The sequence below is a fragment of the Amycolatopsis sp. NPDC004079 genome (assembly GCF_040610415.1).
Classification (GTDB): Bacteria; Actinomycetota; Actinomycetes; order Mycobacteriales; family Pseudonocardiaceae; genus Amycolatopsis; species Amycolatopsis halotolerans.
This window is the reverse complement of the sequence record NZ_JBEXMH010000006.1, coordinates 198,014-210,930: the sequence shown is the minus strand read 5'-3', so window position 1 is coordinate 210,930 and position 12,917 is coordinate 198,014. Positions and strand designations below refer to the sequence as shown.

The 12,917-nt window shown below is 69.5% G+C and carries 14 protein-coding genes; 13 read left to right on the top strand and 1 reads right to left on the bottom strand.

The window, feature by feature from the left end:
- Positions 1 to 3 precede the first annotated feature (3 nt).
- The 11 genes from trmD (at position 4) to ABZX37_RS09145 (ending at position 9,552) form a co-directional block, all read left to right on the top strand.
- Positions 4 to 750, top strand: coding sequence for a tRNA (guanosine(37)-N1)-methyltransferase TrmD (trmD, locus tag ABZX37_RS09195; protein ID WP_354737586.1), 747 nt, complete (start codon positions 4 to 6; stop codon positions 748 to 750).
- Between the two features lie 196 nt (positions 751 to 946).
- Positions 947 to 1,315 (top strand): 50S ribosomal protein L19, encoded by a 369-nt coding sequence (gene rplS, locus ABZX37_RS09190; RefSeq protein ID WP_067589193.1) that lies wholly within the window; start codon positions 947 to 949, stop codon positions 1,313 to 1,315.
- A gap of 31 nt (positions 1,316 to 1,346) precedes the next feature.
- Entirely contained in the window at positions 1,347 to 2,273 is a 927-nt protein-coding gene (gene lepB, locus ABZX37_RS09185) for a signal peptidase I (protein WP_354737583.1), read from the top strand.
- Positions 2,274 to 2,365: 92 nt separating this feature from the next.
- Positions 2,366 to 3,154, top strand: coding sequence for a ribonuclease HII (locus ABZX37_RS09180; protein WP_344286109.1), 789 nt, complete (start codon positions 2,366 to 2,368; stop codon positions 3,152 to 3,154).
- Positions 3,151 to 3,474, top strand: coding sequence for a DUF2469 domain-containing protein (locus ABZX37_RS09175; protein ID WP_003096226.1), 324 nt, complete (start codon positions 3,151 to 3,153; stop codon positions 3,472 to 3,474). The genes ABZX37_RS09180 and ABZX37_RS09175 overlap by 4 nt, the downstream gene beginning before the upstream one ends.
- Before the next feature lie 240 nt (positions 3,475 to 3,714).
- Positions 3,715 to 4,095 carry a YraN family protein gene (locus ABZX37_RS09170; RefSeq protein ID WP_354737581.1) on the top strand — a complete coding sequence of 127 codons (381 nt, stop codon included), beginning with the start codon at positions 3,715 to 3,717 and terminating at the stop codon, positions 4,093 to 4,095.
- The gene (locus ABZX37_RS09165; RefSeq protein ID WP_354737579.1) at positions 4,095 to 5,606 is read left to right on the top strand and encodes a YifB family Mg chelatase-like AAA ATPase; all 1,512 of its coding nucleotides are present in this window, start codon (positions 4,095 to 4,097) and stop codon (positions 5,604 to 5,606) included. Before ABZX37_RS09170 ends, ABZX37_RS09165 begins: the two co-directional genes overlap by 1 nt.
- 535 nt (positions 5,607 to 6,141) lie before the next feature.
- Positions 6,142 to 6,357, top strand: coding sequence for a hypothetical protein (locus ABZX37_RS09160; protein ID WP_354737577.1), 216 nt, complete (start codon positions 6,142 to 6,144; stop codon positions 6,355 to 6,357).
- Positions 6,354 to 7,523 (top strand): DNA-processing protein DprA, encoded by a 1,170-nt coding sequence (gene dprA / locus ABZX37_RS09155; RefSeq protein ID WP_354737575.1) that lies wholly within the window; start codon positions 6,354 to 6,356, stop codon positions 7,521 to 7,523. Before ABZX37_RS09160 ends, dprA begins: the two co-directional genes overlap by 4 nt.
- A 51-nt stretch (positions 7,524 to 7,574) precedes the next feature.
- Positions 7,575 to 8,594, top strand: coding sequence for a tyrosine recombinase XerC (locus ABZX37_RS09150; protein WP_354737573.1), 1,020 nt, complete (start codon positions 7,575 to 7,577; stop codon positions 8,592 to 8,594).
- A complete protein-coding gene (locus ABZX37_RS09145) occupies positions 8,569 to 9,552 on the top strand; it encodes a FliA/WhiG family RNA polymerase sigma factor (protein WP_354737571.1) in 984 nt (327 codons plus the stop codon). Before ABZX37_RS09150 ends, ABZX37_RS09145 begins: the two co-directional genes overlap by 26 nt.
- 58 nt (positions 9,553 to 9,610) lie before the next feature.
- On the opposite strand, the gene ABZX37_RS09140 is transcribed toward ABZX37_RS09145, so the two are convergent.
- Complete coding sequence (locus ABZX37_RS09140; RefSeq protein ID WP_354737569.1) at positions 9,611 to 10,666, bottom strand: peptidoglycan DD-metalloendopeptidase family protein; 1,056 nt, start codon at positions 10,664 to 10,666, stop codon at positions 9,611 to 9,613.
- A gap of 407 nt (positions 10,667 to 11,073) precedes the next feature.
- Between ABZX37_RS09140 and rpsB the strand changes: the two genes are divergently transcribed.
- Positions 11,074 to 11,997 (top strand): 30S ribosomal protein S2, encoded by a 924-nt coding sequence (gene rpsB, locus ABZX37_RS09135; protein ID WP_354737567.1) that lies wholly within the window; start codon positions 11,074 to 11,076, stop codon positions 11,995 to 11,997.
- 82 nt (positions 11,998 to 12,079) lie between these two features.
- Positions 12,080 to 12,895 (top strand): translation elongation factor Ts, encoded by an 816-nt coding sequence (gene tsf, locus ABZX37_RS09130; RefSeq protein ID WP_354737565.1) that lies wholly within the window; start codon positions 12,080 to 12,082, stop codon positions 12,893 to 12,895.
- Positions 12,896 to 12,917 lie beyond the last annotated feature (22 nt).

Below are 12,917 nucleotides of genomic sequence, written 5' to 3'. Positions count from 1 at the left end.
CGCTTGCGCATCGACGTCGTCACCATTTTCCCCGAGTACCTGGACCCGCTGCGCGCCGCGCTGCTGGGCCGGGCGATCGACCGCGGCCTCATCGAGGTCGGCGTGCACGACCTGCGCGACTGGACCCACGACGTCCACCGCGCGGTCGACGACGCCCCGTACGGCGGCGGTCCCGGCATGGTCATGAAGCCGCAGATCTGGGGCCCGGCCCTGGACGACGTGTGCGGCGAAGGGACCCGGCTCGTGGTCCCGACTCCCGCGGGCAAGCCGTTCACCCAGGAGCTGGCGCATTCCTACGCCGAGGAAAAGCACCTGGTGTTCGCCTGCGGCCGCTACGAGGGCATCGACCAGCGGGTCGTGGACGACGCGGCCCGCCGGATGCCGGTCGACGAGGTCTCGATCGGCGACTACGTGCTGGTCGGCGGCGAGGCCGCGGTGCTGGTGATCGTCGAGGCCGTGGTCCGGCTGCTGCCGGGCGTGCTCGGCAACGCGCGGTCGGCGGCCGAGGACTCGTTCTCCGACGGCCTGCTCGAGGGCCCCAGCTACACCCGCCCGGAGGTGTGGCGCGACCTGGCGGTGCCGGACGTGCTGCGCTCGGGCAACCACGCGCTCATCGACCGCTGGCGGCGCGACCAGGCGCTCGAACGGACGGCGTCGCGTCGCCCCGACCTGCTGGCCCAACTGCCGGAAGGCAGCCTGGACAAGCGGGACCGCGAGGTGCTCGAAGGGCTGGACGACCAGCCCGGATAGGCCCCGTGCGAGGTCCCCGGGGGCCTCTGCCATAATGGATTGGTTGGCGTGACGCGTCATCTTTTACTTTGGCCACCGGCCGCCGTAAAAGCCGCGACGCCAGCCGTGAATGCCATCAGCCCCGGGCTAGTCGCAGTGAACTCCACTGCGCGCTCAAGCTGTACGTAAGCCACACGAATACGAGGACGGACCACCGATGAACACCCTGGACGCGCTGGACGCGCAGTCACTGCGTTCCGACATCCCGGCCTTCCGCCCCGGCGACACGCTCAAGGTGCACGTCCGCGTCATCGAGGGCAACCGCGAGCGCAACCAGGTCTTCCAGGGCGTCGTGATCCGCCGGCACGGCGGCGGCGTCCGGGAGACCTTCACCGTCCGCAAGGTCTCGTTCGGCGTCGGCGTCGAGCGCACCTTCCCGGTGCACTCGCCGAACGTGGCCGAGATCGAGGTCTTCAAGCGCGGCGACGTGCGCCGGGCGAAGCTGTACTACCTGCGCGAGCTCCGCGGCAAGAAGGCCAAGATCAAGGAGCGCCGCGAGAACCGCGAGACCACCTCTGCCCGCTGAGTGGCGAGTCGGTTACCGGTAGCCTGGCGACGTGGTCGAACCTGTGTCGCGGAACGCCGATGAGGACGGCCCCGAACGCCCGGAGGAGGACCAGGAACGGTCCGGCGGGCGTCGGGGGTCGCACCGGCGAGGCAAGTCCTCGAAAAAGCGGTCGTTCTGGAAGGAACTGCCGATCCTGATCGTGATCGCCCTGGTGCTCACGATCGTGATCCAGGCGTTCCTGGCGAAGGTCTACATGATCCCCTCGGGATCGATGGAGGCCACGCTGCACGGCTGCCCCGGCTGCACCGGCGACCGGATCCTGGTCGACCGCGTCACCTACGACTTCACCGACCCCTCCCCGGGGGACGTGATCGTGTTCAAGGGCCCGCCCGCGTGGACCGAGAACGAGATCGCGCCGCAGGAGTCGAGCAATATCGTCGTGCGCGCGCTGCGCGGTCTCGGTTCGCTGGTCGGCTTCGCGCCGCCGGACGAGCGGGACTTCGTCAAGCGCGTCATCGCCACCGGCGGCCAGACGGTCCAGTGCTGCGACGACCGCAACCGGGTGATCGTCGACGGCAAGGCCCTCGACGAGCCCTACATCCACTGGGAAGACAAGAACCACCCCGTTCAGGAGTCGTTCGCCCCGGTGAAGGTCCCGCAGGGCGCGCTCTGGGTGATGGGCGACAACCGCAACAACTCCGCCGACTCGCGCTACCAGGGCGGCGGCGGGCCCAACGGTGCGGTTCCCGTGGATGACGTCATCGGCAAGGCCCGCATCATCGTGCTGCCGCCGAGCCGCTGGGGCGGGATCTCGGACCACAATCCGCAGCAGAACGCCCAGCCGGTCGCGCTCGGCGCTCCCGCGTGGCAGCAAGGGTTGCCGCTCGGCATCGGCTTCGCCACCGCGGTGCCGACGCTCTTCGTCGGACGCCGGTTGAAGGCAGGCCTCCGCAAGGCGGCCGGCCGGAGACGGTAAGCGGTGCGCTCCGTCCGCGACTTCCGGGTGGTGCTTCGGTGACTCTCCCTCCTCCCCGCACTCCGGCGGAACCGCTGCGTCCGCCGCGCGCTGTGGTGCGCGGCGAGCTGTTCTGGGGGCTGCAAGGTGCCCTCGAACGACGCGGCCTAGGCCCGGTCGCCGGTGTCGATGAAGCTGGTGCCGGAGCCTGCGCGGGTCCGCTCGTAGTGGCTTCCTGCGTGCTCCGTCCGGGCGACGGTGCGCGATTGCCCGAGCTGACCGATTCGAAGATGCTCACCGCGAAAGCCCGGGACCGGGTGTACGACCGGGTCCTGCAACGCGCGCTCGACTACTCGGTGATCGTCATCCCGTCCGAGCAGGTGGACCTGCTCGGCATCCGGGTGATGAACCTGGAAGGCATGCGCCGCGCCGTCGCCGGCCTGCGCACCCATCCCGGGTACGTCCTCACCGACGGCTTCCCGATTCCCGGCATCCCCGCGCCGAATGTCGCGGTGATCAAGGGGGATCGCAGCGTCGCGAGCATCGCGGCGGCGTCGGTCCTGGCGAAGGTGACGAGGGACCGGATCATGGCCGGCCTGCACGAAGAGTTGCCGGCGTACGGCTTCGACGTGCACAAGGGCTACAGCACCTCGGACCATCTGGCTGCGCTGAGTGAGCACGGCCCGAGCCCGGTGCACCGCTGGTCCTACACGAATGTCGCCACCGTTGCCCTCGCGCACGGACTCACTGCCCCGCATCCGGTCGTGCTCACCTACGCTGCACTGGAGAATGCCCTGGAAAAAGCGGGCGGGCCGGTCCGTGCCCCGGGCCGCTCGGTGGGTAAGAATGAACGCTCCGCCGCCGGAGCAGGACGAACGCGAGGAGGGGCGCGGATTTCATGAGCGCAGAGGATCTCGAGAAGTACGAGACCGAGATGGAGCTCTCGCTGTACCGCGAGTACCGCGACATAGTGGGCCAGTTCTCGTACGTGGTGGAGACCGAGCGGCGGTTCTACCTGGCCAACGCAGTGGACGTGCAGGTGCGCGACGGCGGCGGCGAGGTGTACTTCGAGGTGCGCATGTCGGACGCCTGGGTGTGGGACATGTACCGCCCCGCCCGGTTCGTGAAGCACGTCCGGGTCATCACCTTCAAGGACGTCAACGTCGAGGAACTCGACAAACCCGACCTGCGGCTCCCCGAGGACGGCCCGTTCTCAGGCTGACCCCCGCTTCACCCACGAGGCCACCCGGCACCTGCCCGGGTGGCCTTCGTCGTCTCCGCCCTCCCGCACACCGCCCCGACAATTCCGCCGCGGTGTGCCTTCGCGGACCGGCCTCGATCCACAACCCCCCGGTTATCCACAGCTGACCGAAATCCCCCTGGCGCGGCTTCCGGTCACGTTGCGATCGTGAAAGCACACGCACCGTGACCGACGGTGCTCACGCTGTCCGAGGGGGACACCATGAACGACGGCCCGCACCCCGGCGCGGCCTGGCGCCGGACGTTCGGCCGCTGGGGCGAGGACCTCGCCGCCCGGCACCTGCAGGCCGCCGGCATGGTCCTGCTCAGCCGGAACTGGCACTGCCGCGAAGGCGAGCTGGACCTCGTCCTGTCCGAGGGCGACCGGGTGATCTTCTGCGAGGTCAAAACCCGCTCCAGCACCGAATACGGCACCCCAGCCGAGTCGGTGACTCCCGAGAAGATCGACCGCGTCCACCGGGCCGCCATGCGCTGGCTGAAAGAGCATCGGGTCGGCTGGTGCCGCATCCGCTACGACGTAGTGACCGTCTACGCCCCAGACGGCGAAGACCCGGTCGTGCGCCACCTGGTGGGAGCTTTCTGATGCCCCACGCCAAAACCTGGTCCGTCGCGCTGCTGGGCATAGAAGGCCGAGTAGTGGAAATCGAAGCCGACTTAGGCGGCGGCCTCAGCCGAGTCACCCTGGTAGGCCTGCCCGACGCCGGCCTGCGCGAGGCAAAAGACCGAGTCCGCTCCGCCGTCCGCAACTCCGGCCAATCCTGGCCGGACGGCAAAATCACGCTGGCCCTGTCGCCCGCCAACCTGCCCAAAATGGGCTCCGGCTACGACCTGGGCATCGCCGCCGCCGTCCTGGCCGCCATCGGCGCCGTCCCAGCCCGAAAACTCCTGCACACCATCCTCCTGGGAGAACTGGCCCTGGACGGCAGAATCCGCCCCGTCCGAGGCGTCCTCCCCGGCCTGCTGGCGGCCAAAGCCGCGGGCCACGAACGAGCCGTAGTACCCACGGAGTCCTTGGTAGAAGCCGCCCTAGTGGACGGCCTGGAAGTCTCCGGCGTAACCCGCCTAGCCGAACTGATCGCCTGGCTAAAAGACGAGGCCGACCTAGAACCACCCGCCGCGCCGGTTCCGGCTGCCCCGATGGCAGTTCCCGACCTAGCCGACGTAGTAGGCCAACCAGAAGCCCGCTGGGCCCTGGAAGTAGCCGCAGCGGGCGGCCACCACCTGCTGCTCACCGGCCCGCCCGGGGTAGGCAAAAGCATGCTGGCCAAACGCCTCCCCGGCCTGCTCCCGGATTTGTCCCCAGCTGAATCCCTTGAAGTAACCGCCATCCACTCAGTAGACGGCTCCCTGTCGAAGTCATCGCCCCTGGTCACCGTCCCGCCCTTCGTCGCCCCACACCACTCGATCAGCCCACCAGCCCTCATCGGCGGCGGCACCGGCCTGGCGGCCCCCGGTGCCATCAGCCGAGCTCACCGAGGCGTGCTTTTTCTGGACGAGGCCTGCGAATTCGGCAACCAGCGCCTCGACTCGCTCCGCACCGTCATGGAGGAAGGCGAAGTCCGGATCGCCCGCGCCAAAGGCGTCGTCCGCTATCCAGCCCAGTTCCAGCTGGTCCTGGCCACGAACCCATGCCCCTGCGCCCCGCCCCGGGAAACCGACTGCACCTGCTCAGCAACCACCCGCCGCCGCTACCTGTCGCGGTTGTCGGGCCCCCTCCTGGACCGAGTAGACCTCCGAGTCCGCCTACGCCCCTTAACGGCGATCTCCGCCCACCAATCAACCGCCCCCGAACCGACATCGGCCGTCCGAACCCGAGTCCTGGCCGCCCGAGACCGCGCCAAACACCGCTGGCACGAACACGGCTGGCAATCCAACACGGAGGTGCCCGGCCCAGTCCTGCGCCGAGATTTCGCCCTGCCTCCACCGGCGACCGCAGTCCTGGACCGAGCCCTCGACCGAGGACTCCTGACCGCGAGAGGAGCAGACCGATGCCTGCGCATCGCCTGGACCCTGGCCGACCTGGCCGCCCTGCCCCAGCCGGACACCGACCACGTCACCGCAGCCCTTGACTTCCGAGAACGCAAAACCGGCTAACCCCGGCTGCTCACCCGAACCAGAAGGGATTCCTCGCCACGGCAGTCGTCAGTTCGCTAGGACCACCGCAATTGGTGCCGGTGCCGGGTAAGTCCCGACCTCGTGAACGGCCCGGCTCTGGCTGCCGTCCGCTCACCCGAACCCGAAGGGATCCCTCACCACGGCAGTCGTCAGTTCGCTAGGACCACAGCAAATGGTGTCGATGCCGGGCAAGTCCCGACCTCGTAGACGGCCCGGCTCTGGCTGCCGTCCGCTCACCGGGGCCACGGCGAACTGTCCTTCACCGGACTGGTGTTCCGTCGCTTGAGCCCGTTCGACGAGTTCCAGCTCAGGTCGGTGCCCCGTTCGTCATGACAGCGTCGAGAGGTCCTGGCTCCCCGGGTCCCGATGCGCCGTCCCGCTCCCAGTCGAAAGCCGTTCGCCCGGAGCCGCCGGTAGCCCGTAACCAGTCCGCCGCTCACCCAACCCCCGGTCCAGATGTCCCGCCCGGACAGGCAAACCCGCCCGTCCGAACCTTCACCGAAAGGAATCACCCATGTCCAGCCGAGCCATCCCGTCCGCCACCCCGCGCACCCGGCACCGCAGGCCGAAAACGCCGCAGCACAAGATCGTCCGGCATCTGCATCCCGTCCGGCGCGGGGAGATCCGCCCCGAACACGACCCCGTCCGGGTTCGGGAACGGTTGGCGCTGCACCGGCATCTCGCCGTCGTTCGCTCCGAGAACCCCGGTTGCCGAAGAGGTGCGGCGTGAGCGTCGCCGTCGAAGACCAGACCGCGGCGACCGATTCCGAACGGCTCGCCCGCGCGTATCTGCTGGGCGTCGCCGAACCACCGGCACCGCACCTGCTGGAGTTCGTCGGCGAACACGGCCCGATCGTGGCAGCCGAGCGGGTCCAAGCCGGAGACTGTCCCGAGCAGGTTCTCCGCGAAACGGCCGCGCGACGGGAATCCACGATCGCGGAACAAGATCTCGAGGCGGCCGCCAAAGCCGGTGCGCGGCTCGTGATTCCCGAAGACTACGAATGGCCAGCGTGGCCACTGCTCTCGCTAGCCGTCGCGACCGGCAACGGCGTGAAGCACGTCGCCGCGCCGCTCGGGTTGTGGGTCCGCGGCACCGCGAACCTGGCCGAAGCCGCCGACCGCGCGGTGGCGGTCGTCGGCGCTCGGATGGCCACGGACTACGGCGAGCACAACGCGCTCGAGATCGGCCACGCGTTGGCAACTCGCCAAGTACCGGTCTTCTCCGGTGCGGCCCTGGGCATCGACGCCGCCGCTCATCGCGGCGCGCTCAGCGGTGGCGGGGTCACGGTCGCGCTGCTCGGATGCGCAGTCGACTATTCCTATCCCGCGGGGAACGTCGACCTGTTGAACCGCATCGCCGACGGCGGCGCGCTGGTCAGCGAGTACGCACCGAAGACTCCGCCCGCGCGCCATCGATTTCTGGTGCGCAACCGCCTTATCGCAGGTCTCACCGACGGCACAGTCGTTGTGGAAGCCGGAATCCGCAGCGGCGCACGCAACACCGCCACCATCGCGGGCGCGCTCGGCAAGGTCGTGATGGCGCTGCCGGGATCAGTGCATTCGGGCAGTTCAGCGGGTTGCCATGCGTTGATCCGGGACTGCAAGGCCACGTTGGTCACCTCGGTCGACGAGGTGCTCGAAACCGTGGGGCGGTTCGGTACCGCGGCTCCTGCGGCTGAGTCCGGCCGGCGGCCCACCGACAGTCTCGGTCCGGAGGCGTCGCGGGTTTACGACGCGCTGCTCCCGCGGGCCGGCCGGGCTCCGGAGGAGGTCGCGGAAAGCGCTGGAGTGCCGGTTTCCCGAGTTCGCGCCTTGTTGCCGGCACTGGAAATCGACGGCTTCGCGATGCGCGGCGACACCGGCTGGCGGCAGATCGTCCGAACGGCCAACCGATGATGGGCGTGGCGATGCTTGACCAATGGCGATGGTTCGCGCAGCGTAATCGCCATGCCCTCAGCGAGTGCACGCAAGGACGCGGTCCCGCGTCCCGGTGGACACCGGAAACGCCCGCCACGACCCGATCTTCGTGCTCTTCGCGCCGAATTGCCGGAGTCAGCCGAGTCGGTGGTGGCCGGTTACGAACGGCATCTGTCGCTGGAGCGCGGGCTGTCGCCGCACACCGTGCGCGCGTACGTCGGCGACGTCGTTTCGCTGTTGGCGTTCGTGACCGTGGGGGAGGGTGACCGTCCCGCGCGGAGCTTTGAGGACTTGGACGTCACGCAGCTGCGCGCGTGGCTCGCGGGGCAGCGCTCGGACGGTGCCGGGCGCACCACCCTCGCGCGCCGCGCCGCGGCCGCGCGCACGTTCACCGCTTGGGCGCACCGCACCGGTTTGCTGAAGTCGGACCCGGGCGGTCGGCTGGCCGCGCCGCGCGCGCACCGGACCTTGCCCGGCGTGCTCCGCGCCGAACAGGCCGACGCGCTCATGGACGCCTCCGCGAAAGGGGCAGCCGAACGGGATCCGGTCGCTCTGCGTGACCGCGCGTTGGTCGAATTGCTGTACGCAACCGGCATTCGGGTGTCGGAGCTGTGCGGTCTGGACGTCGGCAGCGTGGACTTTTCCCGCCGCGTGGTTTCGGTGGTGGGCAAGGGAGACAAGGAGCGGACAGTTCCGTTCGGCGTCCCGGCTGCCGAGGCGCTGACCGCGTGGCTGGAGGACGGACGGCCTGCGCTGGCTGGGGAAACGCCGGGCCCGGCGCTTTTCCTGGGCGTGCGCGGCAAGCGCCTGGACCCGCGCGCGGCGCGCCGGGTGGTGCACGAGGCGGTGGCCGCGGTGCCGGGCGCAACGGACATGGGGCCGCACGGGCTAAGGCATTCCGCCGCGACGCATCTGCTCGAAGGAGGTGCCGATCTCAGGAGCGTTCAGGAACTGCTTGGTCACGCTACGCTGGCCACGACCCAGCTCTACACTCATGTGACCGTCGATCGGCTGAAGGCGATCCATGACCGAGCACACCCGCGGGCCTGAAGAGGCCGGCGGTGGCTCGGCCGGGGACGGCAGGGCCGAACCGCCGGCGCACGCGCATCCGCACGAGCACGGAGACCACACTGAGCAGCACGCCGAGAACGACCGTGCGATGACTTCCACGTCGCAGGTCACGGAAGCCGGGGCGGAACGCCCCGGCGTGCAGGACGCCGTCACTGGGGACGGTCGTCCTGGTCAGGACGTCGACGCGGGGATCCAGGCGCTGTGGCAGCAGTTCGCCGACAAACCGGACCAGACGTCGCGCGACCGGCTGGTGCTGCACTACGCGCCGCTGGTGAAGTACGTCGCGGGCCGGGTCGGCACCGGACTGCCGACACACGTGGATGTCGGCGATCTCGTGCAGTCTGGAATATTCGGATTGGTCGACGCGATCGAGAAGTTCGACCCGGAACGCGGCCTGCGCTTCGAGACGTACGCGATGCAACGCATCCGCGGCGCCATCCTGGACGACCTGCGTTCCCAGGACTGGGTCCCGCGCGCGGTGCGCAGCAAGGCAAAGGAAACGGCCCGTGCCCTGGAGCGCCTAGGCGCCCGCCTGCACCGAACCCCGACCGACGCCGAACTCGCCGGCGAGATGGGCATCAGTCTCGACGACCTGCGCGATTTCTACGGCCAGCTCCGCCTGACCAGCGTGGTGGCCCTGGAAGATCTCGTCGCCGCGGGCAAAGACGCCGGCTCGCTGGTCGACACCCTCCCCGACGACGGCGCGGTGGACCCGGTGGCCGTCCTGGTGGACCAGGACAACCGCCGCCAGCTGGCGGAAGCCATCGCGCAGCTCACCGACCGGGACAAGATCGTGGTCAGCCTCTACTACTTCGAAAGCCTGACCCTGGCCGAAATCGGCAAGGTCCTGGGCGTCACGGAGTCCCGCGTGAGCCAGCTCCACACCCGCGCGGTGATGCGGCTGCGCGCCAAGCTGATGGAGCAACCGCCCGGCTGACCCCTGCCGAGGACCGGCCGGGCGGCGACGGCCTGGCCGGACGGGATCGGGCGCGGTGTCACGGGCCTTCTGCCCAGGGTTTGAGGCGGACTCGGCTCGGGTCGCCGACCAAGGCGAGCGGGTCGATGTATTCCGTGCCGCGGCGGGCGCCCCAGTGGAGGCAGGCGGCGGTCGGGCAGCCGGGGTGGCCCGGCATGGCTGTTCCTAATGGCTGGCCTCGGTAGATCTGGTCTCCGGGGGCGACTGCCGGGGCGATGGGGAGATAGGTCGTGTGCAGGCCGCCGTCGTGGTCTAGGGCGACTACTCCCTGGCCTGCTACTTGACCGGCGAAGATTACGACGCCCATGTCTGCGGCCAGGACCTGTTGTCCGGCGGCGGCTTCCAGGTCTACGCCTCGGTGGCCTGGGCCGAATGGGGTCGCGGGTGGTTCGAAGTTGCGGGTTACGTGGGGGCGGGGCGTCAGGGGCCAGGCCAGGCGGCCGGGTTGTTCTGGGGTGGGCTGGGCGTCGGCTTGGTTGTCGAGCAGGGCTGCTGAGGCTGCGGACAGGGTCAAGACTGTCGCCAGGATTAGCCACGTACGGGTGGTGTTTCGGTGGCTGCGCAGGCTAAGCAGCGGGAGATCACCCACTGCTCCAGCCAGACGCAGCGGTGGGTGGCCCCAGCTGAAATCGCACGGCAGGGAGATCCTCGGCAGGAGGGTCGCTGGGGTTCGGGGCGGGCGGAGGAGTCTTCGGGAGGCGAACACGGCGTATCGGGTAATTGCGCCTGCGGCGGACTTCGCGCGTGTCCAGGCACGGCGGATTCTGGGCGGTCTGGCGGGAGTTCTGCGGTGACGGCCGCTGCGAGGGGGTGCGGCAGCGGGCGGGAGTGTGTCGTCCGGGGCCAGCAGAGTGGCTGCTGTGGGCGGGTGCTGGGCGAGCAGAGCGGCGGTCGCCAGGACTACTGGGTGAGGTGTCTCCGGCGAGGGTTCGGCTCGGCTGCTCGCCTCCCTGTCCGGGCGGGGGAAAGGCGAGGGCGTCGAGCTGGGAGTACGTCGGGCGGCAAGGGAATCGGCAGGGGAATCGGCAGTTCGGGCAGAAGCGGCGACAGCGGGAAAAGCTCGCGTAGTGGTCATGCCTCCATCGTCATCCACCGGCCGACCGGAACCGGCTCCTCGGCTGCAGTTGTCCACAGGCGGACACAGTTGTGGACAACCCCGGGCCGGGCGAAGGCTGCCCGCAGGGGCGGGCCTGGTGGCGGGGAGTAGAATCAATCCCGCAGTCCACTCGCTGGACTGACTTCGCGTGCACGTGCGCGCGTCCCCGGACGGGCCGCTTCGGCGGGAACCCGGACGGAGGGGCGCACGGTGTCCGGCGGTCCCTGGGGTTTCGCACTACCGAACCCGCGGGTCCGGGCATCGGCTACGGCACCAGGGCCCACGACCTCCCGGTCGCGGGCGACTAACCGGAACAGCGCCTCCGCGGGCGGATCGAAAGACCGGCGGCGGGAGCGCGCGAGTACAGAGAAGGTGTGATTCCGGCAATGGCCGTCGTCACCATGAAGCAGCTGCTCGACAGCGGCGTGCACTTCGGGCACCAGACCCGTCGGTGGAACCCGAAGATGAAGCGCTACATCTTCACCGAGCGCAACGGCATCTACATCATCGACCTGCAGCAGACGCTGACGTACATCGACCGTGCGTTCGAGTTCATCAAGGAAACCGTCGCGCACGGCGGCACCATCATGTTCGTCGGCACGAAGAAGCAGGCGCAGGAAGCGATCGCCAACGAGGCCGCGCGCGTGGGCATGCCCTACGTGAACCAGCGCTGGCTCGGCGGCATGCTGACCAACTTCCAGACCGTCCACAAGCGCCTTCTCCGCCTGAAGGAGCTCGAGGCCCAGGAGCAGACCGGCGGTTTCACCGGACTGACCAAGCGCGAGATCCTCACGCTGACCCGCGAGAAGGACAAGCTCGAGAAGACCCTGGGCGGCATCCGGGACATGGCCAAGGTGCCGTCCGCGGTGTGGATCGTCGACACCAAGAAGGAGCACATCGCCGTCGGCGAGGCTCGCAAGCTCAACATCCCGGTCGTCGCGATCCTCGACACCAACTGCGACCCGGACGAGGTCGACTACCCGATCCCGGGCAACGACGACGCGATCCGTTCCGCCGCGCTGCTCACGAAGGTCGTCGCCGAGGCCGCCGCCGCCGGGCTGATGGCCCGCTCGGGCCGCAACGGCGCTTCGGCCGACGCGAAGCCGGAGACCGGTGCTTCGGACGAGCCGCTGGCCGAGTGGGAGAAGGAGCTCCTCGCGGGCTCGGAGACCGCCGCCGCCGACGCGACCGAGGCCGCCGCTGCGACCACCGAGGCCGCCGCGACCGAGACGGCCGCGACCGAGGCCCCCGAGGCCGCCGCGACCGAGACCGCGGAAGCGAACGGCGAGCAGGCTCCGGCCAACTCCTGATCCACCCCGTCCGGGCGGTCCGCGCAGGGCCGCCCGGACGGCGCTCACCGCACACGTACCTGAAACGGACGGATTCAACACGATGGCGAACTACACCGCCGCTGACGTGAAGCGCCTGCGCGAGATGACCGGCGCGGGCATGATGGACTGCAAGAAGGCCCTCGAGGAGAACGACGGCGACTTCGAGAAGGCTGTCGAGTTCCTGCGCATCAAGGGTGCCAAGGACGTCGGCAAGCGCGCCGAGCGCGCCACCGCCGAGGGCCTGGTCGCCGGCGACGGCGGCGTCATGATCGAGCTCGACTCGGAGACCGACTTCGTCGCCAAGAACGACGAGTTCCAGCAGCTCGCGGCGAAGATCGTCGAGGCCGCGAAGGCGCTGAAGTCCAGCGACGTCGAGGCCCTCAAGGCCGCCGACCTGGGCGGCAAGCCGGTCAACGAGGCCGTGCAGGAGCTTTCGGCCCGCATCGGCGAGAAGCTCGAGCTGCGCCGCGTGGTGTCGTTCGAGGGCAAGACCGCGACCTACCTGCACCGCCGCGGCTCCGACCTCCCGCCGGCCGTCGGCGTGCTGGTCGAGTTCACCGGTGACGACGTCGACGCCGCCCGCGGCGCCGCCATGCAGGTCGCCGCGCTGCGCGCGAAGTACCTGACCCGCGAGGAGGTGCCGGCCGAGATCATCGAGAACGAGCGCCGCATCGCCGAGCAGACCGCCCGCGAGGAAGGCAAGCCCGAGCAGGCGCTGCCGAAGATCATCGAGGGCAAGGTCAACGCGTACTACAAGGACAACGTGCTGCTCGAGCAGCCGTCGGTCAAGGACAACAAGAAGACCGTCAAGGCCCTGCTCGACGCGGCGGGCGTGACCCTGACCCGGTTCGCCCGGTTCGAGGTCGGCCAGGCCTGAGCGAGGCACTGGGACTAGGTTC